The organism is Streptococcus sp. 3167, assembly GCF_013277175.1.
In the GTDB taxonomy this organism is placed as follows: Bacteria; Bacillota; Bacilli; order Lactobacillales; family Streptococcaceae; genus Streptococcus; species Streptococcus pseudopneumoniae.
In genome coordinates this window covers 19436-44557 of record NZ_VMML01000028.1, presented here as the reverse complement: position 1 = coordinate 44557, position 25122 = coordinate 19436, and the positions used below count along the sequence as shown (strand labels likewise).

Sequence of the window (25122 nt, the reverse complement as noted above, 5' to 3'; positions counted from 1 at the left end):
AAAGGCGGTGAAAGAAATCTGTAATTTGAAAGATTTCCTTCTGGTACTCAATGAAAATCAAAGTACAGCTTTTAGGTTGCAGATAAAGCTGACCTGGTTTTAAGAGATTTTCAAAAAATATTAAGACATAGCTCCTGCCTGCAAGCTATACATCTTGTGATAGGTCCCTCCCAAGGCCAAGAGTTCCTCATGTGTTCCACTCTCAATAATGCGCCCCTTGTCCAAAACATAGATGCAGTTGGCGTCTTGAATAGTAGAAAGGCGGTGAGCGATAGCAATAGTTGTTCGGCCCTGTCTCATCTTCGCCAGAGAAGCTTGAACCAAGCTTTCTGTTTCAGAGTCAATATTGGCGGTCGCTTCATCCAAAATCAGGATTTTAGGCTGGCTGGCAACTGTTCTGGCAAAGGCAAGAAGCTGTCGCTGACCAGTTGAAAAACTCGATCCACGCTCAGACACAGGGGAGTCGTACCCCTTAGGAAGTTCTTGAATAAAGGAATCTGCATCCACAAAGGCTGCCGCAGCCTGAACCTGATCATCACTGATTTCTTGGTACATGGCGATATTGGACTTAATAGTTCCATGATAGAGAAAGGGTTCCTGCAAGACCAAACCGATGTTTTTTCTCAGCTCTTCTTGACTGAAATCCCTGATATCCACATCATCCAAGAGAACTCTCCCTGACTGGAATTCATAAAAGCGCATGAGAACATTTATAATCGAAGATTTCCCCGAACCTGTATGACCTACAAAGGCAATGGTTTCACCCTTGTTGACCGAAAAAGAAATATCATCCAGAATAGGATGTTTGCCATCATATGAGAAACACACATGTTCAAAACGAATATTGCCTTCTTCAACCTCAACCTGACTATTTTCTTGAAGAGGCTCATAGGTTGCCTCGTCAATCAAGGCAAAGACACGGCCTGCAGACACCATAGACGTTTGCAGGGTTGAAAAGTTTTGCGTTACTTCAATCAGAGGATCAAAGAGACGATTGATGTACTGGATAAAAGCATACATAGTCCCGACCGTTATCCCGATAGAAAGACCACGGTAGCCAAAATAGGCCATTAAGACAGTATAACCTAGGAGTTTCAACAAACTCATAGCAGGGCGCAACAAGAGGGCATCAAAGGCTACAGAGCGGTTGGCATAGACCAAGTGTTCTTGGTTAATCTCATCAAATTCTGCCTGCTGGCGCTTTTCTTGATTAAAGACCTGGATAATCCTAATTCCTTCGATATTTTCTACCAGCTTACTATTGATATCTGACAAGAGACTTCTGGTTTTCTCGATAATCTTGACTGATTTTTTACGATAGAGATTGACCAAAAGGAAAATCAAAGGGAGAAAGAGCAGGACTAATGCTGTCAAACGAAAATCCAACACCAACATGGTATAAAGGGTTGTCAAAAAGATAAAAATTGCTGAGATAAAACTGGATAAAATCCCCGAAAACATATCACTGATTGTCTCGGTATCATTAGTCAAACGAGAGACGATAGAGCCTGCTGGCGTCTTGTCAAAATAAGACATGCCTAGCTTCTCCATATTGGCAAAGGCATCGCGACGAATATCCCTCACAATACTGTAAGACACCCGTACAAAGAGAAGATTTCCGACATACTGAACCAGAGTTTGCAGGATATAGAGACCATAGTAGGCCAGCAACACTGTCACAGCGAGTTGATTGAGATTGCTGAGATACTGGTCGATAAAGTGGGAAGCCACAAGGGGAATGACACTTTTAATGACCGTAGTCGCTAGGAGAAAGCTGAGTGCCAAAAAGGTCAGAAGACCATAAGGCTTGAGATAAGATATCAAGCGCTTCAATACAGCCCATTGTTCTTGTTTATTCTGCATCTTCTTCTCCCTTCATTTCCAGCTGCTGAGACTGGTAGGTTTGGGCATACCAGCCATCCAAAGCTAGCAAGTCTTCGTGCCTGCCTCGTTCGATGATTTGACCATTTTGCAGGACTAAAATCAAATCTGCATGGACAACTGCACTGAGGCGATGAGCCGTAATAATGGTTGTCTTGTCCTTTCGCGTCTCCTTAAGGTTGTCGATAATCGCATACTCTGTCTTGGCATCCACGGCCGACAAAGAATCATCCAAAATCAAGATATCAGGGTCTAAAATCATAGCCCGACTCATAGCCAGACGCTGCTTTTGCCCACCAGAAAGACTGACTCCCTTTTCACCAATCAACGTATCAAATCCCTGTGACATGGCTACAATGTCTTGGTAAACTTGAGCTAGCTTAGTCGCTTCCTCGACCGCTGAAATGGGCAAGTTAGGATTGCCAAAGCGAATATTGTCTAAAATCGAAGTCGCAAAGAGGAACTGGTCCTGAGGGACGTAGCCCATAAGACTACGAAGGTCTGTCAAACGATAATCGCGAATATCGTGACCATTTAGATAAATAGCTCCCTTATCCACATCGTACTCACGCAAGAGGAGTTTAATCAAGGATGTTTTCCCAGAGCCTGTCTGCCCAACCAAGCCCAGAGTTTGCCCTTTTTCCAAACTAAAGTGAATATCCATTAGCGTTTCCTCGTTTTCAAAAGCAAAGTTATCAATAGCATACTCCAAGCGCCCGTTTTCAATACCATCCAGAGGAAACTCGGAGTCTTTTACAGATGATTCCTGAGACAAAAGATTCTCAATCCGCTGGTAAGAAACCTTTCCTCGCTGAGTGATATTAAAGAGGAAACCAATAGCCATGAGAGGCCAGACCATCATATCCAAATAACTAATAAAAGTGACCAAATTTCCAACTGTAATCTGCCCCTCCCGAACCATCAAAGAGCCGACTAAGAGTGTTAAAACATAGGATAATCCAACAAACAAGAAAACCATTGGGTCAAAGAGTCTATCGTATTTCATGGTTTGGAGATTCTTTTGGAAGGTTAATTCATTGACTGCCTGAAAGGACTCCAGCTCATCTGCCTGATAACCAAAAGACTTGGTCACTTTGATACCTGATACAGACTCCTGAACCTTGTTATTGAGTTCAGAAAAGGCATCCTGTGACTCTCCAAAGACCTTATGAGTCTTTCTTCCCAAACGACTGGTCGCATATGCCATAAAAGGCAGGGGTAAAATTGCAACTAGAGTCATCTGCCAGGAAATGCTAAAGAGCATGGTCAGCAAAGTCACTAAAGCTGTAATAGAGGCATCCACCGCAGATATAACACCACCACCTGCAAGACTCGTCAAAGAATTGATATCATTGGTTGCGTGTGCCATCAAGTCCCCCGTCCGATAGGTTTGATAAAAGGCTGGAGACATCTTTGTAAAATGCTCAAACAAGCGAGACCTCATAATCTGCCCCAGACGGTAGGATGTCCCAAGAATATACATACGCCAAACATAGCGCAGATAGTACATACCAAAGGCCGCAAGAAGCAAGTAAAATAGGTAAATAAGTAGTTCATTCTGAATTAATTGCCCCGATGTGATAGCATCAATGATCCGCCCCATGACCATTGGGGGAATGAGGTTAAGGACAGAAACCAAGACCAAGGCCACAATTCCGACTAGATAACGGCGTTTTTCTAGCTTAAAAAACCACCAGAGTTTTTGAATAATGGACATAAAATTCCTTTCTAGTTCCAAATGGAAACCTGAGACTCCGACCCCAGGTTTTTCTTATTCATAGGTTACAACTGTAACGTCACCTTTGTCATACTCAGCGATAAAGATATTGGCTACATTGTCATGCCCTTGTTTGCCGAGATTATCAATCAACCACTCTTCGCTACAGCCAAGCGATTCCAAGACTTCTACTTGGATAACACCATCAGTCACAATTAGATACTTAGGATTTTCATCTCCCATTTGGACCACGATGAGTTGGTCATTTTGCTCCTGCACAGCTCGTTCAACTTGCTTCATCTGGAAAATCCCTTGGCTACGAAGTTTGAGGGTTACATCCACCCCAAACAAATCAACCGAACGACAGGCTTCTAGGTCAATCTTCTCATGTTTGATGAGGAGAGTTGGCTTACCATCAATCAAACATTTCACAAAACGAATATTATGAAGCCACTTGAGGGTCAAAACCAAAATAGTCCACATCAGTAAAATCACCTCGTACTGCAAAATGCTGATAGAACTATTGTAAATCACACCACCAATGATAGCACAGAGAACATAATTCTGAATTTAATCTGTCGCAGAGTTAGGTGCTAAGTTCCCCTTTCCTGTCACATTGATAACAAAACAAGTGAGAAGAGCCCCAAGGCCAGTTCGATTACAATTTCCATACAGTTGAGTGTCACTTGTTTACCTTCACCAATTCAATAACGTCTGTTTGATGCAATTCTAATTTCTTTAAAAGATACTTGTCTAATTCGCTCCCGTTCATAGCACGATAGACATTTGAACCTACCTTGACAAGCGCTCCATCAGTGGTAACTGAAGTATTTACGTAAACTTCTGATTTATCCACTCCCAAGTCTTTGGAAACGACCTCTATAAAATGAAGTGAAGTTTGAAATTGGTTGTTAGAGGCTTGATTGGTCTGGTATTTTGAAATTGTCACCAAAAGCATGGCTACTAAAGTCAAGGCTAAAATCATGACCAATTCCCGAAACTTAGTCCCCTTTTTATCTCGATAAGCTTTAAAAGCAAAAAAACCTGTGATAGCTAGGAGAATAATCCCAAAGCCAATCATGATTCCATTTTGCTGACTGATTTGGCTAAGAACATATTCATATGAGTAAAATTTCATTTATTTTCACGCCTTTTCATAAAATCATTCTTCATTATAAATGAAAGAGGGTGATTTTTCAAACCATACGTTGGGGAAACAGACATATCAGACCAACTTCTCAAACTAATGACTCCAGTAGCTATTTCAAGATTCTAATTTTGATAATTGATAAGAATAGACACTAGGAATTATCACTACAAAGAAAAGTGTCAAGAAGAATACCCAGTAAACATATAGTTGCACAAAGGAATTTAGAAACAATAACAATCCTCCGAATACCCAAATTTTCCCAGCTAGGCGATGCGTTTTTCTCCAGTTTTTATCATTCTCCAAGGTCCACGGAAGTCGAATACCGATTATATAATTTCGGTGTGTTTTTGGTAGATAATTTCCAATTACGATCATCACGACTCCCATAAAAATCTGAGCTAGAATCCCGCTCATCATGGAATAACCCAAAGATTCTCCGAAGATAGAAATCATTAATAGACAAGATACAAAAGGAATAATCCAGTAAATCAAAACTTGTATTTTTGAACTGATATTGCTAGATTTAGGATCCTTAATCATTAAAAATAGAAGCAACCAATGCATCAAAAGCATGAGAGTCGGTAATCCAAAGATAGCAGACATTTTATGATTGTAGCCATCTGCTTGACCCAGTAGATTAAAATGAGTGGGTATCTCCTCTGGTAATTGATTCCAGAAAACACAACCTACAAGGGAAGGTAGTAGGATGAGAATGCTCGTAAATAATACCAATTTCTTATTGATTTTTATCTTCATCAAAATGATCTCCTTTCAGATCTGCTAACCAAACCATTATATCCTCTAAAACCGATGTATTTAACTCATAATAAATAAAGTTTTTTTCTTTCATTTCATGAATCAAATCCGCTGCTTTCAAAATCGTGAGATGGTGTGAAATAGTTGCACTAGTCAACTCGAATTGACTGGCAATTTCTCCTGCAGGTAATCTACCTGTTTTGAGTAAATTCAAAATCTCTCTCCTAACTGAATGAGATAAGGCTTTAAAGCTATTTGCAAAACTCATAATGCCTCCTTTCCCTTTGTAATATTAGTAGGGCTAGGACTAAGCAAGGTAGAACTGATAGCATTCCTGTCGGTGATGGGTCTAAAATCAAGAGGCTTGAAACTTTTTCTCCTGGTAATTGAAAGAGTAACCCAATACCTGCAGTTGCATTGATTGCCCCATGAAATAGGACTGAAGCCCAGATAGAGCCTGTCTTTTCCAACAACCAGCTTAACAATATTCCTAGGCTAAAACAAAATAGAAACATGGCGACAACTCCTAAAACGGGATAAGAAAAATAAGATAGTCCATAATTATAGCCTTGCAAATTGATTGGTAGATGCCAAAGACTCCAAATGAGACCAAGCAAGACATGAGTCTGGACTCTTGAAAAGCGTCCTCTTAGCACTGGGTAAAGATAGCCACGCCAACCAATTTCCTCCCCTAATGCAAAGAAACTATTAAGAAAAGGAGCGTAAGTCAAACTAGCTAGGATTTGAATCAAAGCCAAGAAAGATAAGGGAATGGCTGATTGAGAGACACCTTTTTCTTGTAAAATAGCTTGAATAGATTCAAAACCAAGGCTGAAATTGCTAGGAAATACAAGAAAATAAAGTCCCGCTCCTAAAAAACTGATAACTGCTGGTAACCAGATAGCTAGTAAGTAAAAGCGCCAGTTCCTCTTGAGATTCACGGCTAATTTAGATTTGATTCCACTAGGTTGATTCGTGATTTTCCCTAAGAGAAAGACTGCAAGCGCAGGCATCCACATGGCTACAATACTAGCAAGTTGACTCCATGGAGAATTTAGACCAACACCACCTATCCATAGTGCCAACCATATTATCCAAGCAAGGGCATAAGCCAAGACCACAAAAAGAAGGATTGTTCTCTTATTTGACATATATGTAACTTCACTTTCTATTTAGATATTTTTCTAAATAACATTATACACCTTTCTATTCTAAACACAAGAGCTATTTAGATTTTTTTCTAAATAGTTTAGGGAATTTTTATTTTCTCAGGATAAAGTCTAAAGAGTGATTTTTCAAACCATACGTTGGGGAAATAGACCTTTTTTTGGTATAATAAAATCTATAATCTGAATGAAAAAGGTAACTTTATGAAACTTATCTCATGGAATATTGATTCCCTAAACGCTGCCCTAACTAGTGATTCAGCTCGTGCCAAATTGTCCCAAGAAGTCCTACAAACCTTGGTCGCTGAAAATGCTGATATTATCGCTATCCAAGAAACCAAGCTTTCTGCCAAAGGGCCTACAAAGAAACACTTGGAAATTTTAGAAGAACTCTTCCCAGGCTACGAAAACACGTGGCGCTCTTCTCAAGAACCTGCCCGCAAAGGCTATGCTGGTACTATGTTCCTCTATAAGAAAGAACTCACACCTACTGTCACTTTCCCAGAAATCGGTGCCCCTTCTACCATGGACTTGGAAGGCCGCATCATCACTTTGGAATTTGATAAATTTTTCGTGACCCAGGTTTACACACCAAATGCTGGTGATGGTCTCAAACGCTTGGAAGAACGCCAAGTCTGGGATGTCAAATATGCTGAGTACTTGGCTGAACTAGACAAAGAAAAACCAGTTCTTGCGACCGGTGATTACAACGTTGCCCACAATGAAATCGACCTTGCAAATCCTGCTAGCAACCGCCGTTCACCAGGATTTACCGACGAGGAACGTGCTGGATTTACCAACCTTTTGGCAACTGGATTTACAGACACCTTCCGCCATGTTCACGGCGATGTTCCTGAACGCTACACTTGGTGGGCACAACGCAGCAAGACTTCTAAAATCAACAATACAGGCTGGAGAATCGACTACTGGCTCACAAGTAACCGCATCTCTGACAAGGTGACCAAGTCTGATATGATCGACTCAGGAGCTCGTCAAGACCATACACCGATTGTCTTGGAGATTGAACTCTAAGGAGAAAACGAATGGACTATCAAGCTGTCATTCCTGAATTTGTAGTATCTGACATCGAAAAATCACGTCACTTCTACTGCGACCTGCTAGGATTCTCTGTCGAATACGAGCGTCCCGAGGAGAAATTTCTCTTCCTCTCGCTTGAAGACTGCCAACTTATGCTAGAAGAAGGCAGCGCAGAAGAATTAGCTCAGCTGACCTATCCTTTCGGGCGCGGTGTCAATATTTCCTTTGGCATTGCAGATGTTCCTCAGCTCCACCAAAAACTGCTGGAAGCTGACTATCCTATCCATCGTCCCCTGACAAAAAGAGAATTTCGAGTAGGAGATAGCTTTATATATCCCCATGAATTTGCGATTTTGGATCCAGATGGCTATTTTTTAAGATTTAGCGAGTAGAATAATAAAGATTGGGAAAAAGTCTTTAAAGTTAGAAAGAGGCATATTGTCAGGTATTTAAAAACCTAATAATATGCCCTTTTATGATGGAAAAACCTTCTAAATGTTAGTCAATAAGTTAATTCTTGCCCATTTTTATTATATTTGTTCGTTTTTTAAACCAAAACACTAACAAAACAGTTGATTTCTAAAGTTATTTAGTGTAAAATAAAAACATTGGCTCAAGCCTATTTGAAATTGAATATCATGTTACTTGTTTATGTCGTGAATTGGCACGACGTTTCTACAAGGTGCCGGAACACCTAACAATAAGTAAGTTAACTTGGAGATATGGCCGTTTTTGCCATGCCTATTTTGGGGACTTACTTAGGGATTAAGTAGATCCTTTTTCTATTTCTTGCTGGAAACTATAAACAAGCAAATGGATTGGCTTTTAGACTTTAGGAGGTCTTATGAAATTATTAGAAGAGCGCATCCTCAAGGATGGGCATATCTTGGGTGACAACATCCTCAAGGTGGATTCCTTTTTAACCCACCAAGTTGACTTTAGCTTGATGCGAGAGATTGGTAAGGTTTTTGCGGAAAAATTTGCTGCTGCTGGCATTACTAAGGTTGTGACCATTGAAGCGTCAGGCATTGCCCCAGCCCTTTTTACAGCTGAATCCTTAAACATTCCCATGATTTTCGCTAAAAAAGCTAAAAACATCACTATGAATGAAGGCATCTTAACTGCCCAAGTCTACTCCTTTACCAAGCAGGTAACCAGCACCGTTTCTATCGCTGGAAAATTCCTCTCACCAGAGGACAAGGTATTGATTATCGACGATTTCCTTGCTAACGGCCAAGCTGCTAAAGGCTTGATTCAGATCATCGAACAGGCTGGAGCCACAGTCGAAGCTATCGGTATCGTAATTGAAAAATCTTTCCAAGATGGCCGTGATTTGCTTGAAAAAGCAGGTTACCCTGTTCTATCACTCGCTCGTTTGGATCGTTTTGAAAATGGTCAAGTCGTATTTAAGGAGGCAGATCTCTAATGCAAACTCAAGAAAAACATTCGCAAGCAGCCGTTCTTGGCTTGCAGCACTTACTAGCCATGTACTCAGGATCTATCCTGGTTCCCATCATGATTGCGACAGCCCTTGGCTATTCAACTGAGCAGTTGACCTACCTGATTTCCACAGATATCTTCATGTGTGGTGTGGCAACCTTCCTCCAACTCCAACTCAACAAATACTTTGGGATTGGGCTACCAGTCGTTCTTGGGGTTGCCTTCCAGTCGGTAGCTCCCTTGATTATGATTGGGCAAAGCCATGGTAGTGGCGCTATGTTTGGTGCCCTTATCGCATCAGGGATTTACGTGGTTCTTGTTTCAGGTATCTTCTCAAAAGTAGCCAATCTCTTCCCATCTATCGTAACAGGATCTGTTATTACCACGATTGGTTTAACCTTGATCCCTGTCGCTATTGGAAATATGGGAAATAACGTTCCAGAACCAACTGGTCAAAGTCTCTTGCTTGCAGCTATTACTGTTCTGATTATCCTCTTGATCAACATCTTTACCAAAGGATTTATCAAGTCTATCTCTATTTTGATTGGTCTGGTTGTTGGAACCGCCATTGCTGCTAGCATGGGTTTGGTGGACTTCTCTCCTGTTGCGTCAGCACCACTTGTCCATGTCCCAACTCCACTCTACTTTGGGATGCCAACCTTTGAAATCTCATCTATTGTCATGATGTGTATCATCGCAACGGTGTCTATGGTTGAGTCGACTGGTGTTTACCTAGCCTTGTCTGATATCACGAAAGATCCAATCGACAGCACGCGCCTGCGCAACGGTTACCGCGCAGAAGGTTTGGCCGTACTTCTCGGAGGAATCTTTAACACCTTCCCTTACACCGGATTTTCACAAAACGTTGGTTTGGTTAAATTATCAGGTATCAAGACTCGCCTGCCAATCTACTACGCAGCTGGTTTCCTGGTTCTCCTTGGACTCCTTCCTAAGTTTGGTGCCCTTGCTCAAATCATTCCGAGCCCTGTCCTCGGTGGTGCCATGCTGGTGATGTTTGGTTTTGTATCCATTCAAGGGATGCAAATCCTCGCTCGTGTTGACTTTGCTAACAATGAACATAACTTCCTTATCGCAGCTGTTTCAATCGCTGCAGGTGTCGGACTCAACAACAGTAATCTCTTTGTCAGCATGCCGACAGCCTTCCAAATGTTCTTCTCAAACGGAATCGTCGTAGCCAGCCTACTCGCCATTGTCCTCAATGCCGTATTAAATCATAAAAAGAAATAAGAAAAAGAGGTGTGAGCCTCTTTTTTTGTTTATCACAAATTGATTATAAATACTATCAATCCCAATTCCCATCTAATATTTCTTTTATAAACTTCTTAGGCATCCAAAAGGAGTGTTTTGTAATCCTACGTCCATCTGGAAGTTCATCTGTATCAGATAATGAGCCTTTCCCAACAAATTTTCCTTTTTCAATTTCATAGTAAGCATTGGTAGCATGTAATTTCGTAAATAGAATTCTATTTATCTTACTTTGAGGGAAATTAGTTGAAACTTTATTACCATTTTGAGTTAATTTAACTCCGTCAGAAATAATTTGTCTAGTTTCCTGCCACACTCTTTGGATTTCTTCTAATTGTCTATCCTGAAATCCCCAAAATTTGATAGAATCTAATACAAATAGCTTAGGTTCAATTTCCTTAAAAATAACGAAAAGGAATCGTTTATTATAAATTTCATTATAAACATGTGATGATTCCTAACTATCTGTTGCTGCTAATTCTTTAAAACAATAAGTTTTAAATGGAGAGTCTTCCTTAGGTAAATTATTCTTATCTACTCGAATAACTCTCAAATTCATGTTTGCTTTTTGAAATTCTTTGGTCTTATCCAAATCCCCTGTCAAGCCTAAAATTTTTCTAATCAGAGTACTATTCTTACCTTTTGCCTTGGGATTCACTTCAAATCTATCATATAACTTTTGTTCAGAGAAACCTTTGTAGGAAAGAATCTTCTCTGCAATAACCTCAGTAAATGACTTTTTTTCACCCCTAAAATTAGCCAAAACACTTTCTTGATCTGATTGGTTAAAAATTTTATGATTAATCAGATAGGTCATATAACTTGATTTTAATTCCCAAGCTCTTTGTTTTGCTAATTCATGACTAAATGGTTGCTGTCTTAAATCCTTTCCTTTACCTGCACCTTTTGTACAAGTTGATAAATAGTTTCCATCTGATTCTGATAATTCATGTGCCCTTCCATTTTTGATTTTATCTATAATCTTCTGATAGTCTTCAAGGATGACTGCCATATCCTCCTCAAACCATTCATATAAAAATATTTTTTCAATGACATAGTCCTTCATTGTTTGATTGGGAATTAAGCCATTGTAAAACAATAACAAAATCTTTGCACATTTTTTCCATAAATGAGTGGAGTAAAAATCCTCTAAATTTTCCTCCATATAGTTTAGTATTGTTAATACAAGTCGTTCTTTTGCACTAAGTGTCCCATTTTTGTTTATCTTAAAAGGAGTAACTTTTAACTCTACACCTATTTTTTCAAAGTCAGCTTCCGAGTCACTATTTGGCTGGTAACCATAGAAATATTTTTCAATATAATTTCCATACTGCCCTTTTGACTTCATACTAATTGCTTTATCTTGTACCTCAGAGACTACTCTATCATTATAATCGTCATATGATTTATAAAGCGAACGATTATACTCTTCCATAACATCGGAAAATTTTCTATTTAATAGTTTATGAGAATATTCAATAACACTATCGATATCTTCATCGTTATAGTTAAATAAGTTTTGATCCATTTTCTTCTCCTATCTTTTATATTATATCAAATTAAACTAAAGCAAACATTAATACTTGATCAATCATTGAAAATAGTATATAATGGATTAAACTGTAAAAAAAATGAAGGAGAAAAGATGAAAGTTCTCGAACTATTTGCTGGAGTTGGCGGTTTTCGGATAGGATTAGAAAATGCCGATAAGCAACTCTTTAAAACAAAATGGGCAAACCAATGGGAACCATCTCGTAAATCTCAAGACGCATTTGAGGTCTATGATTATCACTTCCCCAATAGCGAAAACATCAATATTAGTATCTCTGATGTAACAGACGAACAATTTTCCAAAATGGATGCCGATATGATTGTCGGTGGTTTTCCTTGCCAAGATTACTCTGTTGCGCGTAGCAAGAAAGATGAAAAAGGTATTGAAGGAAAAAAAGGAGTTTTATTTTGGGAAATCATTAGAGCAACTGAAATCATTAAACCCAAATACTTAATTCTGGAAAACGTGGATAGGCTTTTAAAAGCGCCCTCAAAACAGAGAGGACGTGATTTTGCAATCATGCTAACAGCTTTTAATAACCTTGGATATTCTGTAGAGTGGAGAGTTATTAATGCTGCTGAGTATGGAAGAAGCCAACGAAGACGTCGTGTATTCTTTTTCGTATATCGAAATGATACAGTCTTTGCCCAAAAAATGACAATCTTTACGAAAAAAATGAAGAAATCTTTGAAGATAATAGGTATGATGACTATATTTTCAATCAAGGTCTATTTGCAAAACAATTTCCTATTAAACCTATAGCAGTTAAAAATCGTCATGTGTTTTATGAGTTACCAAATGATATAGTTGAAGTTTCAGATACTTTTACTGGTACTGTTTGGAATACAGGAATTATGAGACATGGAAAATACTATTCTATTGATACAGAACCTAATTACAATGGCAATCCTATCACTCTAGGAGAAATTCTTCAAGATGAGTCTGAAGTACCTGAAAAATATTTTTTAACTGATCAGTCAAAATTGGAAAAATTTCAATATCTTAGAGGACCTAAGAAAATTGAACGAACATCCTCTGACGGACATCAATACATCTATTCAGAAGGAGGAATGTCCCCTTATGATGATTTAAACCTTCCAGGACGAACAATGCTTACATCCGAAGGAACAGTTAATCGTTCCACACATTTATTATTTGTAAACAATAAATATAGATTAATTACACCCATTGAAGCTGAACGCCTTCAGGATTTCCCAGATGATTGGACAGCTAAAAAGAAATTGTTAGATGGATCTATTGTAGAGGTATCTGATAAAATGAGAATGTTTTTTATGGGAAATGCTTTGGTTACTGAGATTGTAAAAGAAATTGCTAAATTTATTAAAAAAATTGATTAATTTATCTGAAACTAAAAAAGAGGTGCGAGCCTCTTTTTTGTGTGACAAAATAAAAACATCTATCTAATCATATATGCTAGTGTCATAGTTCTGAAAATCATCTGAATCAAGAACAATTTCACAACTCTTATACTTTTCTCTTACAAGTCGTTCGGCTTCATCTGGATTTTCAGCCTCTATACTTACTAAACGTGATAAAGTTTCTGTAATTTCTACTGTATACTTTTTCAGTTTTAAATTGCTTTCCAATCATTCACTTATTAGCAATAATCTATATAGTTTTGGGCTTTCCAACCACTCTGGTAATTCATCTCCATATTCCCAGCTATATTTTTTATTCAATAAAAAAAGTTGTTTCTCATCACCAAACTCCATATTTTCAGACAACCACCTCACACAATCAGGGTCTGATAAAGTATAAACCATTACACATAAGTTTTCATAATTTCCGATACTTTCCTCTACCTTTAAATTCTATTATTTCTTTGTCTCTTAATATTTGAAGCTGTTGCCTAATCTTTTCTTTGATATGATTGTTCTTAACAAAGATATTTTTTAGGTCACTTTCAAAACGATACATATCTTCAAGGGTAAATTCTGAACCCTCTATCTTATCTATACAATTTAGAATTTCTATTGTCCAACCTCTTACTGAAAGAGAGTTCTTCCTTAAAAATAAACTTTGCTTAAATTCTTTTGTAACTTTTTCTGGATCTCTAACTTGTCCATTTTTCACAAAAAATATTCTTCCTTTAGAAAGTACTTGTGATAAATCAATGTTACAACCAATCCAACCTGCTCGTCTAGCAGTTGGCGCAAGTGGCTTCCTTTGAATAATTGATTTCGGTGTAACAAATTGCTTCGGAAGGACAAGAAAATTATTTACCTCAAAATTTTTTGTATAAGTTAAAAAAGAAATTAGAATTATTATCTACCTGCACACGCTCCATCATCGTTACATAAGCACCATCATTGATTGTTGATGAAAAATTTCCTTTTTTGCTCTTTAGTTCAAACTCCTCACTACAATGATTACAGTAAAAATCTGCTACAGGTCTATTATTTTCAAAATGATTTAAAGGATTTTTCCCACAATTAGGGCAATAAGACTGACGATAAACCCAATCCTCCATTAAGATACGTGCCTTCTGACTATTACTTTTATAGGTTTCTACTAGTTCTAAATTAAATTGTAATTCCATTTAAAAATTCCTCACTAATATGAGAATTCACTCGATATAAGCAATTAAAATCTACTATAACTAGTATACCACATATATGTACCTATTACATTTGTATTTCATCATTCTCTTTTATATTTCCTTCTCACATATCTCATAAAATATACCCTAGTTCTTGAGCTAATTTTAAAGAAAAAGCATAAAATTGAGCTATATTCGCTGGTATGGTAATTGCCATGGCAAGTCCACCTGGTAATCCTGCAACAACAGAAGTCCCACTCGCTAATAAAACATTATCCCTAATACAGACATTAGCCACTCGATCTAAGATTTCTTAAGATAAGAGAGACGTTGGGCCTTGTTCTAATAAGGTAGGAATGTCCTGTGAATCTAATTCTTTGGAAAACTTATCCACTAAAAACTTCGAACGATCAACCTTAACAACAGGTAGTTTCACCACTTGTTGCAATACTTGCATAGCTAAGTCTTGTTCAGCCATATAAATACCTCTTTCTCTTGTATCTTTATCTCATAATATCACACTATCTAAATTTTATAAATCTTTTTAATAATTTTTAATACTCTTCGAAAATCAAATTCAAACTACGTCAGCTTCACCTTGCCCTACTCCAGTACAGCCTGCGGCTAGTTTCCTAGTTTGCTCTTTGATTTTCATTGAGTATAAGTCTAGAAAGATTCCCCCATCATGTTTTATTGCCTTTTTCTCCACCAAAAAAGAGGGTTGCCCCTCTTCTTTAGTTCTTATCCAGATTGCGTAGCATCTCGTCAATCTTGTTTCCATACTCGATGGACTCGTCTTTGACGAAGGTCAAATCTGGGATTTTGTACAATTTCAAATTGCGACCAAGTTCACGTTTGATGGTACCAGTTGCTTTTTCAAGCCCGATTTGGACTTTTTGGATATCCGAAGCAAGGTTACTCAAAATGGTGTAATAAACCTTGGCAACAGACAAGTCACCCAGCATCTGAACATCTGTGATGGTCACACCTTGGACACGTGGATCACGGACTTTCTTTTGCAAAATCTCATTGACTTCACGCTTGATTTCCATGCCCACACGATCTGTACGGAAATGATTTGCCATGATATTCCTTTCTCTACTTTGAACCAAAAGCTAGGCCAGCAGACCTAGCTATTTTTATTAGATAGAGGAACTAGAGCCATTTGAATCTAGGAAACAAGCCTTAGATAGAACTGAAGTTCATCAAGGCGCTGTTGACGACGAGTCAAATGAGCTATCGTTTCTCTATTATCTCTTGATTTCTTCCATGACATAGGCCTCAATCACATCATCCATCTTAATATCATTGTAGCCGTCGATCATCATTCCACCTTCACGGCCGTTTGTAACTTCCTTAACGTCGTCTTTATAGTGTTTCAAGCTTGCGAGTTCACCATCATAGATAACGACACCATCACGGATAACACGGACTTTAGAGTCACGGGCAACCTTACCGTTGATAACCATAAATCCACCGATAGTTCCCACTTTAGACACCTTGAAGGTTTCACGAATAACTGCTTCACCGATAACTTTTTCTTCGAATTCTGGATCAAGCATCCCTTTCATGGCTTCTTCCATCTCTTCGATAACCTTATAGATAATGCTGTGGAGACGAATTTCCACATCGTCAGCTTCTGCTTGTTGACGAGCTTGTGGTGTAGGGCGTACGTTGAAACCAACGATAAAGGCATTTGAAGCTTCGGCAAGGGTCACGTCAGATTCATTGATAGCACCGACCGCTGAGTGGACGATGGTCACTTTGACACCTTCCACATCGATTTTCTGAAGTGATGCAGAAAGGGCTTCAACTGAACCTTGTACGTCAGCCTTAATGATAACGTTAACAGACTTGAGTTCACCAGCTTTAAGGGTATCAAAGAGGTTTTCAAGGCTAACACGTTGGGTAGCTTGACGTTGTTTCATGAGGGCACGTTTGGCACGCTCTTCACCTGCTGCACGCGCAGATTTTTCATCTTCGTAAACGGCAAAGTGGTCACCCGCCATCGGTGCTTCATTCAAACCTGTAATTGAAACTGGTGTTGATGGTCCAGCAACTTTAACACGACGACCAAGGTCGTTGGTCATAGCACGGACACGACCGAAGGTATTTCCGACAACGATTGGGTCTTGAACATTCAAGGTACCTTGTTGTACAAGAAGGGTTGCGACCGCACCTTTTCCTTTATCCAAGCGCGCTTCGATAACCGTACCGATAGCACGCACTGTTGGGTCTGCCTTGAGTTCTTGAATTTCAGCTACAAGAAGGACTGTTTCCAACAATTCTTCGATGTTTTGGTTGAATTTAGCTGAGATTTCAACAAATTCAGAATCTCCACCCCAAGCAGTTGACATAACTCCATGCTCTGCCAATTCACCGATAACGCGTTCTGGGTTAGCACCTGGTTTATCAATCTTGTTGATAGCTACGATGATTGGAACATTGGCCGCTTTTGAGTGGTTGATGGCTTCGATAGTCTGAGGCATAACCCCGTCATCTGCCGCTACGACCAAAATCGTAATATCGGTAACAGAAGCACCACGCGCACGCATAGATGTAAAGGCCGCGTGTCCCGGTGTATCAAGGAAAGTAATCTTCTTGCCATTTTCCACGATTTGGTAGGCACCGATATGCTGAGTGATACCACCTGCTTCACCTGTCGCAACACGAGAATTACGAAGGGTATCTAGGAGTGTTGTTTTACCGTGGTCAACGTGTCCCATGATAGTTACAACTGGTGGACGCTCAACCAATTCATTTTCATTGAGATAACCATCTTCGACAAAGAAACGTTCGATGTCAGCATTATCCACTTCAACCTTTTGTTTGGCTTCGATACCGTAATCCACCATGAGGAGTTCAATTGTTTCCCCATCCAAGGATTGGTTTTGTGTGGCCATGACACCCATCATAAAGAGTTTCTTAACAATTTCAGCTGGTTCACGTTTGATACGTTTTGCGATTTCCGCAACGGTCATACCATCTGTATACTCAAATTCTGTTGGCAATTCATGGAATTTACGCTCTGTAACAGGTTTTGGAGTCTGATTGCGGTTGTTCTTGTTATTGCCTTTTTTGTTCTTTTTGTTGTTATTCCAGTTACTATTTCTTTGATTTCTCACTTGATTTTGACTACTTCGATTCTTTTGTTGTTTTCTAGGACCATCTTCTTCATGATCATAATCGTCACGATTTTTGTCTGGTCGAGCTTGTTTTTTACGACGTGTATCCACTGCAGGTTCTTTTTTCTCAGGGACGACTTCAACCACTGCTTGAACTTGCTGTGCTTGTTCAGCTAACTTAGCCGCTTCTTCAAAGATTTCCTCTGGTTCCTTGCGTTTGTTAGCTTGAGCCAAGGCTTCTTTAGCAGCCTGGTACTGCTTGAAGCGTTCCTCACTTGAACGAGCGTACTCTGCATTTTGCTCTGCTTTTAGGGCTGCTGCACGGGCTTTAAAGTCAATACGTGGAGCCGCTTGATTTGAACGTTTATCCTCTTGCTGACGGCGCTCATTTCTACGTTTTTGCTGACCTTGCTGCTTCTTAGCTTGGTCATTAAAGCGACGATTGTCGCGGTTGCTTTGACCTTGTTTTCCACCATTACGGCCGTCGTTTTTCTGACGGTTTCCGTTTTGTTGTTGGTCACGGTTATTGCCCTTATTTTGCTTGCGTCGTTCTGCCTGCTCTTTAGCACGGGCTTCACGCTCAGCCTTGAAATTACGACTTTGCGGTTTCGCTGCTACTTTTTCTGTTTTCGGAGCAACTGGCTCAGCCGGTTTTGCCTCTTCCTTAGCTACAGCTGGTTTAGCTGGCTCAGATTTTTCGGCTTTCTTTTCTGCACTTACTTTTGGTGCTGCAGGTTTTGCCTCTTCCTTAGCTACAGCTGGTTTAGCTGGCTCAGATTTTTCGGCTTTCTTTTCTGCACTTGCTTTTGGTGCTGCAGGTTTTGCTTCTACTTTCGGAGCAGCTGCAGGCTTAAAGCTGGCAGCGATTTTTGCAGCGACAGCTTCTTCCACACTTGATGAGTGGCTTTTCACATCCAAGCCCAACTCTTTTGCACGCGCTACAACTTCTTTACTTTCTTTTCCAAGTTCTTTTGCGATTTCGTACAATCTTTTCTTAGACAAATCATGTCCTCCTCTTCTATTCCATAAGAGACCTCATTTTCTTTGTAAATCCAGCATCTGTCACAGTCAAAACCTTTCTTGATTTACCGACTGCTATGCTTAATTCCAGTGTTGAAAACACGGTTACAATTTCTACTTGATAATAATGACTTTTATCTTGAATCTTCTTGGTCAGATTGGGTCCAGCATCATGAGCTAGAAAGACCAACTTGGCCTTGCCGTCTTGAATGGCCTTGACCACCAATTCTTCACCCGATATAATCCGCCCTGCTCTCTGAGCAAGTCCCAAGAGATTGCTTATCTTTTGCTTATTCAAGTCCTAACTCTCTTCTTTTCACTTTGTGATCCACATAAGCGATCAACTCGTCATAAAAGCTTTCTTCCACTTCCATGCTAAAGCTACGGTTAAAGACCTTCTTCTTTTTCGCCTCTAGGGCTTCTGCATTGTCTAGTTTGATATAAGCACCACGGCCATTGGCCTTGCCTGTCGGATCGATAAAGACTTGTCCTTCCTTGTTCTTGACAATGCGGAGCAAATCACGCTTATCAATCACTTCATTGGACACGACAGACTTGCGCAAAGGGATTTTTCTCGTTTTCATCTTTCCCTCCTCTAGCAGCTTTTATTCTTCTACAGTATCGTTTTCTACTTCCAACTCTACTGAAGCAGCGTCTTCCATGGCTTCAAATTCGCTAGCAGATTTGATATCGATACGGTAACCAGTCAAGTGAGCCGCCAAGCGCACGTTTTGTCCACGACGACCAATAGCAAGAGAAAGCTTGTTATCTGGAACAACCACCAAGGCATGTTTGCTGTCGTTTTCATCAAAGATAACTTGGTCAACTTCAGCAGGAGCGATAGCATTGTAGATAAATTCAGCTGGATCTGCTACCCACTCGATAACGTCGATGTTTTCTTCGATTGGTACCATGCGGTCATTCTTAGCATCGTAGCGAGCTGGGTGGAATTTGCTAGTAATCTTCTTGATATTAGCACCACCACGTCCAACGATTGTACCGATAGCATCCACGTTTGGATTGTGGCTACGAACGGCAACCTTGGTACGGTCACCAGCTTCACGAGCCACGCTCATGATTTCAACAGTTCCGTCATAGACCTCAGGAATTTCTTGCTCCATCAAGCGTTTGATCATTTCTGGATGGCTACGGCTAACAAAGACATTGACACCGCGAGGGTTATCTTCAACCTTGTAGACATAAACTTCAATACGATCATGAGAAGCAAAAACTTCTCCAGGGATTTGGTCTTGTTTTGACAATTGGGCTTCGATGCTGCCAAGGTTGACATAGATGAAGCGGTTGTCAAAGCGTTCTACAGTACCAGACATGATTTCTTGTTCATGCTCTTTGTAAGTATTGTAAGTGATGGCACGTGTTTGCTTGCGCATTTTTTCCATGATAGTTTGTTTGGCAGATTGGGCTGCTACACGACCAAACTCAGCAGGCGCTTCTTCAAACTTGATTTTATCACCAAGTTCATAGGCTGAATTGATGGCAAGAGCATCTTTCAAGCTGATTTCCAAACGGCTATCAAATACTTCATCAACAACTTCACGGACAGTGTAAACGGTAAAGTCACCTGTTTTTTCGTTAAAGTCAATGGCTACGCTGTCTGATTGACCATAGCGTCTGCGATAAGCGGAACGAAGCGACTCTACTACTGCGTCGATGATATCTTCTTTTTTGATTCCCTTGTCTTCTTCCAAAATGCGGAAGGCCTCTAGCATTTCTTTACTCATGTTTTCTTCACTTTTGAATCCTCAAAAGCTATCCTTTCTTTTTCTATAATTTAACTGCTAAACGTGCTTTTGATACTAAACTGTATGGAATTTGGACAGTTTTCTTACGTGTCTTGTCCATATATTCCATAGTCAACTCGTCCTCTTCGAAGGCCAACAAGGTTCCTTCAAAGACCTTTTGCTTATCGATGGCTTGGTAGAGCCCGACATGGATGTATTTCCCAACCGCTCCAGCGACGGCATCTTTGGTTTTCAAAGGACGTTCCAAGCCTGGACTGGTAATTTCTAGGAAATATTGTTCTGGGAAGGGATCTGGCTTGATGGTGTCTAGGACAGGACTGATCATTTCTGTCAAGTCTGCCGTGTCGTTCAAGGTAATTCCTTCAGGTTTATCTACAAAAATACTGAGAATCATGTCACTGCCAATCTTTCCATACTCGATATCCACGAGTTCGAAAGGTGCTTCTATGACAGGTTCTACAACTTCTCTGACTAATTCTACGATTGTTGCGATTGCGTCCACCTCCTCATAAGCAAGAGGCGAAGATATTTCCCCGCCTCACTTTTCATATTCTTACTATCAGTATAGCACGTTTGCCAACTTATGTAAAGCAAAAGCACTTATACAGCCTGATTTTAGGCTATTTCTTAAAATTCTGCCTCAACTCGGTAGATAACTTGCCCCTTGTTGGAGAATTTTTGCTCGTATTCTGTCATGACATTGCCTTCAAAATCACTGGCATGTAAATCTAACCAGACACCATTGAGTTTCATGCCATACTGAGAAAAGCTCACTAGGCTGTACTCAAACAAGCCACGGTTATCCGTCTTGAAATGAATTTCTCCATTTTCAGGCAAGATACGTTTGAAGGTATCCAAGAAGGTCTTGTAGGTCAAACGACGCTTTTCATGGCGTTTTTTCGGCCAAGGATCTGAAAAGTTCAGATACAAGCGATCAATCTCACCGTCTTCAAAGTAGTCAGTCAAGTCAGAACCATCTACCCACAAGAGCTTGATGTTAGGCACTCCAACTTCAAGAACCTTGTCCAAAGCGTAGCTCAAAACAGACTTTTGAATATCAATCCCGATATAGTTGATGTCAAGGTTCTGCTTGGCCATCCCTGAAACAAAGGCACCCTTTCCACTTCCAACTTCCACATGAATGGGATTATCATTGCCAAACAAGTCCCGCCATTTTCCCTTGGCTTCTAAAGGATTGAGGACCACATACTGGGGATTTGCCTCTAGTAATTCTGTCGCCCCTTTACGATTTCTAACTCTCATCTTCTCTTTCCATACTTGTCTCGGAAGTGACGCAAGCCATGAATCTCCCGATTGACATTTTCTAAATCTTGGTTCATATAATACTTGGAAATCTGGCTCAAATAAGACAATTGACCATACCAATACAATTTACTTAATACCGTTTGATTGTACTTGTAACCGTAGTAGGTCAACCATTCCTTCCACTGATGTTCTGGAATATAATGGCAGAGCATATGGGCCACATCAAACATGCGGTCGGTCAAACGAACCGAATCCCAATCCACCAAATAAATCAAGCCACTGTCTGTCTCAATCCAATTACTATGTCGTACATCTCCATGGACAATGGTCGCATGGTCCTCTCTAAATCCTGGAATAGTCTGACGTAAATCAGCCATCACTTCACTGATAAAATGATTTTTACGCAAAGCATCTGGAGCCGTTTCTTGCCAAGACTGCAGTAAATCTACAGGCGTTTCCATGGCATATCCCAAACGACTCAACTGTGTCATCAACGGACGTGAGCGATGAAGGCGGGTTAAAATATTGACGATTTGCTTACGATTCATATCATAGGGGGTCAATATCTTGCCTGTCAACCATTCTTGAGCACACATATCACGCCCATCTGCCAAACGGCGACTCCATAATAATTGTGGAGCAATTTGTTCTCTAGCTAGACCAGGTAGGATTGGAGAGGTGTTCATTTTTACAAAGATGCGCTTCCCATCAGGATAGCTACCCATATAAGCTTTGCCACTTTTCCCAGGTATGGGAGTCAGTGTTAGCTCATTATCACCCAAATCCATTTCTTTCCTCCGTATAAAGTTTCCTTACTATTCTACTAGTTTTTGGCCTATTCGTCAACCGCTCCACGCCCGATTCTCAAAGAAAAGCATCTGGATTGGCTTGGGTATCATTATAGAAAGAAAAAGGCAAGCACCGTCTTCTGCTTACCTTTTCATAATTTTTATAAATAATATAAGAGTGGCCAACTGTTGTAAAACATGTGGACTAGAGTAGAAACCCATAAGTTTTGGCTCTTTTTATAAGCAAAGCCCAGCAACAAGCCCCCAAGTAGATAAAAAATAAACGAAGGGACATTAGAAGGTCCATGCATAAAAGAAAAGAGAGAGGAAGTTAGCACAAGCCCTAACCAAGAGTTGTCAAAAACCGCACCTTGAAGAAGTCCTCTGAAAATGAGTTCCTCCTGGATGGGGCCAAAAACTGAGGTAGTCAAAATCAAAGACAGAGAAATTCCTCTGCTGACTTCCGCCAAGTGTTGAACTCCTGCGCCAGAAGAAACAGCAAAGAAATGAATATAAACCAGCGTCTCAAGCACACTTAGAAGAAAGATTGCAATGAAAAGTAAAAGTTGTTTCCTGCTTAACATCCCAAAAGAAATCATTTCAAACTTTCTAGCATAAGCAACACTCAGCGAGGTTACTAGAAGACTTACAATAATCAATTCAGATTCATTTTGAAAAAAATCCCCATGGTTAATCGTATAAGGAACTGTAATGACGATTAGTAGTACTAAAAATCCAAAACACAAGGCATGAAATTTATCAAAAAACTCCATCAAATTATCCTCCTCACCAAACAGACTTCCTACGCGTCATCCTTTAGCTCTAACCTTTCCAAAACAAACCATTTGAGTAACCAAAATCCGACCACATAGCCAGCCCCTAAGAAGATAGCCATTAAAGCTAGCATGGGATTCAGGAAATAAAAGACCACCACAGATACAAAGGTTAGCACAAAAACATTAAAGGCAATGGTGTCAGAAGCCAAGTCTAGAATATAGGGCGTCAACCAGTCTAAGGTTTTTGAATCTAGGAAAAATAAGTGTTTATACATGATGACCTCCTCTATGGCTGAAAAGCAAGCCTTTTGTTTTTTACCCCAAGACCCTATGTAAAAAAGTCAGCAAAAATGGTAATGTTGCGAAAATATTATTGATCACATGCACCGCATAGGATGGATAAATACTCTTGGTATAGCGGGTCAAACCGGCAAAGATGATTCCAACTGTTGCAAAGATGAAAATATCTAACAGACTAGGCAGGCTTGAAAAATGAGGAAGAGCAAATAAAATTGACGGAAGAAGCAAATCAAGGCCAAATCTCGAATACTTAAAAAAGGCGTGTTGCAGTAATCCTCTATAGATCAGCTCTTCCATAAGTGGAGTCAGAAAGAACAAAGTTATATAGATACCTAGCTCGGCAAAGTTGGTCCCACTATAACCGATCAATACAGCCCAACCTTCAGCAGTTGACTGAACATGTTTAGCTGTCTGAACGTTAAAAGAGATCTGGAGCACTAGCACTAATACTGTCAAAATCGAATACCAAAGCCATTTTTTTCTCGGAATGCGAAAAAGATAGCCGTGCCCTGTCTTAAACAGAATCCAAATCATGACTCCACTAAATAGCAAACTCAAGAAATTTTGAATCCAGACGAAATTGCCAATCTGGGAAGAAAATTGCCAATAATTTTGAACAATAAGCGTCAGCCGAGAAAGACCAAATACGAAAAATAGGTAAGACAAGACTACACTTATTTTGAATAGAAGTTGATACTTTTTCATAGAAATCCTCCCCACTATGACCTCCCCTTGTCAGGCTCTACTGCTGTAAGATTAAGAAGACAGCTTGTTCTTTTTAAGGCTAACCTGACTACTAGATAATAGATACATTAAGGCATTAAAGACAATGAAAATATGTCCATAGAATAAAATCAATCTCGCATCCAAACCAAGATACAGTTTGACCATCAAAAAGATGAGCCAAAGAATTTGAAACCATAGCGTTTTTCAAAAAATAAATTTAAAGCGGTTTTGAATGTCTGCTTCCTTAATCTTTACCGCCAACCCTTTATTGGCAAGAAGGAAAATTCCTGCTTCAAATAATCCACTGTAGAGAACAATCCAACCTATCGATACATTAGAGATTTGTAAAAATGTCCCTAAAAGAATATCCAACATACTACTCAAGAAAATAACAAGAAATAATCTGTATTTCATATTAAATACCTCCATTCATTTATTTCACTAACAATTTAATAGAGCCTTCTACTCAAATATCCTGTCAGAAAAGAATAGAAAGCTACTTTTAATACTTCAAGCCCCAAATGAGCAGAAGCGTGATAAACAAGTAGAGAATACACCTATATAAGCGATTAGTTGTTGATAGAATTCTGTTTCTGAAATACCTCTATACAAACAAATAATAGACATAAAACCTGTCAAGCCGATGAACATGAGTTGATTGGTTCTAGGACTAACCAAATCATCATTTACGTATATTTAAGAGCATCTCTTTTATGTTAGTGTATATTAACACTAAAAAACAAGTTAGGCCAATAATATTTAAAATGAACAATAACGGGGTTAAGTCTCTAAAAAAATTATCCACTGACTCTACAAGAAATACTATACATAT

General features: G+C 39.5%; 21 protein-coding genes, 7 pseudogenes and 1 riboswitch. Of the genes and pseudogenes, 5 read left to right on the top strand and 23 right to left on the bottom strand.

The genetic code is table 11. The features are described from left to right. Positions 1 to 120: 120 nt before the first annotated feature. The 7 genes and pseudogenes from HT678_RS05205 to HT678_RS05175 form a co-directional block, all read right to left on the bottom strand. Complete coding sequence (locus HT678_RS05205) at positions 121 to 1863, bottom strand: ABC transporter ATP-binding protein (protein WP_001180122.1); 1743 nt, start codon at positions 1861 to 1863, stop codon at positions 121 to 123. Continuing rightward, positions 1853 to 3598, bottom strand: a complete 1746-nt coding sequence (locus tag HT678_RS05200; protein ID WP_000022577.1) for an ABC transporter transmembrane domain-containing protein — start codon at positions 3596 to 3598, stop codon at positions 1853 to 1855. The genes HT678_RS05205 and HT678_RS05200 overlap by 11 nt, the downstream gene beginning before the upstream one ends. 54 nt (positions 3599 to 3652) lie before the next feature. Next, a pseudogene (locus HT678_RS05195) lies at positions 3653 to 4284 on the bottom strand (DUF421 domain-containing protein). Next, positions 4281 to 4736: a DUF3290 family protein gene (locus HT678_RS05190; protein WP_000675346.1), complete on the bottom strand. Its 456-nt coding sequence runs from the start codon at positions 4734 to 4736 to the stop codon at positions 4281 to 4283. The pseudogene HT678_RS05195 and the gene HT678_RS05190 overlap by 4 nt, the downstream one beginning before the upstream one ends. Before the next feature lie 126 nt (positions 4737 to 4862). Then, complete coding sequence (locus HT678_RS05185; RefSeq protein ID WP_079247579.1) at positions 4863 to 5504, bottom strand: SdpI family protein; 642 nt, start codon at positions 5502 to 5504, stop codon at positions 4863 to 4865. Then, positions 5485 to 5772: an autorepressor SdpR family transcription factor gene (locus HT678_RS05180; protein WP_050222921.1), complete on the bottom strand. Its 288-nt coding sequence runs from the start codon at positions 5770 to 5772 to the stop codon at positions 5485 to 5487. Before HT678_RS05180 ends, HT678_RS05185 begins: the two co-directional genes overlap by 20 nt. Further along, positions 5756 to 6655 carry a type II CAAX endopeptidase family protein gene (locus HT678_RS05175; RefSeq protein WP_101514727.1) on the bottom strand — a complete coding sequence of 300 codons (900 nt, stop codon included), beginning with the start codon at positions 6653 to 6655 and terminating at the stop codon, positions 5756 to 5758. The genes HT678_RS05180 and HT678_RS05175 overlap by 17 nt, the downstream gene beginning before the upstream one ends. Before the next feature lie 219 nt (positions 6656 to 6874). Here HT678_RS05175 and HT678_RS05170 point away from each other — a divergent pair, with 219 nt between their 5' ends. From HT678_RS05170 to HT678_RS05155, 4 genes are all read left to right on the top strand, one after another. Then, a complete protein-coding gene (locus HT678_RS05170; RefSeq protein ID WP_000767458.1) occupies positions 6875 to 7702 on the top strand; it encodes an exodeoxyribonuclease III in 828 nt (275 codons plus the stop codon). Between the two features lie 11 nt (positions 7703 to 7713). After that, positions 7714 to 8100, top strand: coding sequence for a VOC family protein (locus HT678_RS05165; protein WP_000386216.1), 387 nt, complete (start codon positions 7714 to 7716; stop codon positions 8098 to 8100). A gap of 233 nt (positions 8101 to 8333) precedes the next feature. After that, a riboswitch (purine riboswitch) is annotated at positions 8334 to 8429 on the top strand. A 123-nt stretch (positions 8430 to 8552) separates the two neighbouring features. Next, on the top strand, positions 8553 to 9134 hold the full coding sequence (locus HT678_RS05160) for a xanthine phosphoribosyltransferase (protein ID WP_000770400.1): 582 nt from the start codon (positions 8553 to 8555) through the stop codon (positions 9132 to 9134). Then, on the top strand, positions 9134 to 10396 hold the full coding sequence (locus tag HT678_RS05155) for a nucleobase:cation symporter-2 family protein (protein WP_023940821.1): 1263 nt from the start codon (positions 9134 to 9136) through the stop codon (positions 10394 to 10396). The genes HT678_RS05160 and HT678_RS05155 overlap by 1 nt, the downstream gene beginning before the upstream one ends. 55 nt (positions 10397 to 10451) lie before the next feature. Here HT678_RS05155 and HT678_RS05150 read toward each other — a convergent pair. Further along, a pseudogene (locus HT678_RS05150) lies at positions 10452 to 11942 on the bottom strand (Sau3AI family type II restriction endonuclease). Positions 11943 to 12059: 117 nt separating this feature from the next. Between HT678_RS05150 and dcm the strand changes: the two are divergent. After that, positions 12060 to 13324 (top strand): annotated as a pseudogene (dcm, locus tag HT678_RS05145) (DNA (cytosine-5-)-methyltransferase). A gap of 63 nt (positions 13325 to 13387) precedes the next feature. On the opposite strand, the pseudogene HT678_RS11505 reads toward dcm, so the two are convergent. The 15 genes and pseudogenes from HT678_RS11505 to HT678_RS05065 form a co-directional block, all read right to left on the bottom strand. Further along, positions 13388 to 13768 (bottom strand): annotated as a pseudogene (locus HT678_RS11505) (DpnD/PcfM family protein); the annotation flags it as partial. Next, a pseudogene (locus HT678_RS05130) lies at positions 13764 to 14526 on the bottom strand (DpnI domain-containing protein). The pseudogenes HT678_RS11505 and HT678_RS05130, both read right to left, overlap by 5 nt. A 139-nt stretch (positions 14527 to 14665) precedes the next feature. Continuing rightward, positions 14666 to 15004, bottom strand: a pseudogene (locus tag HT678_RS11500) (hypothetical protein); the annotation flags it as partial. 256 nt (positions 15005 to 15260) lie between these two features. After that, positions 15261 to 15611 (bottom strand): 30S ribosome-binding factor RbfA, encoded by a 351-nt coding sequence (rbfA, locus tag HT678_RS05120; protein ID WP_001273597.1) that lies wholly within the window; start codon positions 15609 to 15611, stop codon positions 15261 to 15263. A 165-nt stretch (positions 15612 to 15776) separates the two neighbouring features. Continuing rightward, positions 15777 to 18653, bottom strand: coding sequence for a translation initiation factor IF-2 (infB, locus tag HT678_RS05115; protein ID WP_172924648.1), 2877 nt, complete (start codon positions 18651 to 18653; stop codon positions 15777 to 15779). 16 nt (positions 18654 to 18669) lie between these two features. Then, positions 18670 to 18969 (bottom strand): YlxQ-related RNA-binding protein, encoded by a 300-nt coding sequence (locus HT678_RS05110; protein WP_101514479.1) that lies wholly within the window; start codon positions 18967 to 18969, stop codon positions 18670 to 18672. Then, positions 18962 to 19255, bottom strand: a complete 294-nt coding sequence (locus HT678_RS05105) for a YlxR family protein (protein ID WP_000857562.1) — start codon at positions 19253 to 19255, stop codon at positions 18962 to 18964. The genes HT678_RS05110 and HT678_RS05105 overlap by 8 nt, the downstream gene beginning before the upstream one ends. Before the next feature lie 21 nt (positions 19256 to 19276). Then, a complete protein-coding gene (gene nusA, locus HT678_RS05100) occupies positions 19277 to 20413 on the bottom strand; it encodes a transcription termination factor NusA (RefSeq protein ID WP_172922070.1) in 1137 nt (378 codons plus the stop codon). A 43-nt stretch (positions 20414 to 20456) separates the two neighbouring features. Further along, the gene (gene rimP / locus HT678_RS05095; RefSeq protein WP_001808916.1) at positions 20457 to 20936 is read right to left on the bottom strand and encodes a ribosome maturation factor RimP; all 480 of its coding nucleotides are present in this window, start codon (positions 20934 to 20936) and stop codon (positions 20457 to 20459) included. 125 nt (positions 20937 to 21061) lie between these two features. After that, complete coding sequence (gene trmB, locus HT678_RS05090) at positions 21062 to 21697, bottom strand: tRNA (guanosine(46)-N7)-methyltransferase TrmB (protein ID WP_023938706.1); 636 nt, start codon at positions 21695 to 21697, stop codon at positions 21062 to 21064. Further along, complete coding sequence (locus HT678_RS05085; protein WP_016399198.1) at positions 21694 to 22488, bottom strand: phosphotransferase family protein; 795 nt, start codon at positions 22486 to 22488, stop codon at positions 21694 to 21696. The genes trmB and HT678_RS05085 overlap by 4 nt, the downstream gene beginning before the upstream one ends. 161 nt (positions 22489 to 22649) lie before the next feature. Then, entirely contained in the window at positions 22650 to 23261 is a 612-nt protein-coding gene (locus HT678_RS05080) for a type II CAAX endopeptidase family protein (RefSeq protein ID WP_023938707.1), read from the bottom strand. A 29-nt stretch (positions 23262 to 23290) separates the two neighbouring features. Next, entirely contained in the window at positions 23291 to 23539 is a 249-nt protein-coding gene (gene blpZ / locus HT678_RS05075) for an immunity protein BlpZ (protein ID WP_023938708.1), read from the bottom strand. A gap of 40 nt (positions 23540 to 23579) precedes the next feature. After that, positions 23580 to 24269: a CPBP family intramembrane glutamic endopeptidase gene (locus tag HT678_RS05070; RefSeq protein WP_023938710.1), complete on the bottom strand. Its 690-nt coding sequence runs from the start codon at positions 24267 to 24269 to the stop codon at positions 23580 to 23582. 51 nt (positions 24270 to 24320) lie between these two features. After that, positions 24321 to 24704: pseudogene (locus HT678_RS05065) on the bottom strand (immunity protein). Positions 24705 to 25122 lie beyond the last annotated feature (418 nt).

What these genes read in the sequence shown, in the direction of transcription:
- HT678_RS05205 (WP_001180122.1), bottom strand. Translation starts at nt 1,863, where the DNA reads ATGCAGAATAAACAAGAACAATGGGCTGTATTGAAGCGCTTGATATCT.
- HT678_RS05200 (WP_000022577.1), bottom strand. Translation starts at nt 3,598, where the DNA reads ATGTCCATTATTCAAAAACTCTGGTGGTTTTTTAAGCTAGAAAAACGC.
- HT678_RS05190 (WP_000675346.1), bottom strand. Translation starts at nt 4,736, where the DNA reads ATGAAATTTTACTCATATGAATATGTTCTTAGCCAAATCAGTCAGCAA.
- HT678_RS05185 (WP_079247579.1), bottom strand. Translation starts at nt 5,504, where the DNA reads ATGAAGATAAAAATCAATAAGAAATTGGTATTATTTACGAGCATTCTC.
- HT678_RS05180 (WP_050222921.1), bottom strand. Translation starts at nt 5,772, where the DNA reads ATGAGTTTTGCAAATAGCTTTAAAGCCTTATCTCATTCAGTTAGGAGA.
- HT678_RS05175 (WP_101514727.1), bottom strand. Translation starts at nt 6,655, where the DNA reads ATGTCAAATAAGAGAACAATCCTTCTTTTTGTGGTCTTGGCTTATGCC.
- HT678_RS05170 (WP_000767458.1), top strand. Translation starts at nt 6,875, where the DNA reads ATGAAACTTATCTCATGGAATATTGATTCCCTAAACGCTGCCCTAACT.
- HT678_RS05165 (WP_000386216.1), top strand. Translation starts at nt 7,714, where the DNA reads ATGGACTATCAAGCTGTCATTCCTGAATTTGTAGTATCTGACATCGAA.
- HT678_RS05160 (WP_000770400.1), top strand. Translation starts at nt 8,553, where the DNA reads ATGAAATTATTAGAAGAGCGCATCCTCAAGGATGGGCATATCTTGGGT.
- HT678_RS05155 (WP_023940821.1), top strand. Translation starts at nt 9,134, where the DNA reads ATGCAAACTCAAGAAAAACATTCGCAAGCAGCCGTTCTTGGCTTGCAG.
- rbfA (WP_001273597.1), bottom strand. Translation starts at nt 15,611, where the DNA reads ATGGCAAATCATTTCCGTACAGATCGTGTGGGCATGGAAATCAAGCGT.
- HT678_RS05105 (WP_000857562.1), bottom strand. Translation starts at nt 19,255, where the DNA reads ATGAAAACGAGAAAAATCCCTTTGCGCAAGTCTGTCGTGTCCAATGAA.
- nusA (WP_172922070.1), bottom strand. Translation starts at nt 20,413, where the DNA reads ATGAGTAAAGAAATGCTAGAGGCCTTCCGCATTTTGGAAGAAGACAAG.
- trmB (WP_023938706.1), bottom strand. Translation starts at nt 21,697, where the DNA reads ATGAGAGTTAGAAATCGTAAAGGGGCGACAGAATTACTAGAGGCAAAT.
- HT678_RS05085 (WP_016399198.1), bottom strand. Translation starts at nt 22,488, where the DNA reads ATGGATTTGGGTGATAATGAGCTAACACTGACTCCCATACCTGGGAAA.
- HT678_RS05080 (WP_023938707.1), bottom strand. Translation starts at nt 23,261, where the DNA reads ATGGAGTTTTTTGATAAATTTCATGCCTTGTGTTTTGGATTTTTAGTA.
- blpZ (WP_023938708.1), bottom strand. Translation starts at nt 23,539, where the DNA reads ATGTATAAACACTTATTTTTCCTAGATTCAAAAACCTTAGACTGGTTG.
- HT678_RS05070 (WP_023938710.1), bottom strand. Translation starts at nt 24,269, where the DNA reads ATGAAAAAGTATCAACTTCTATTCAAAATAAGTGTAGTCTTGTCTTAC.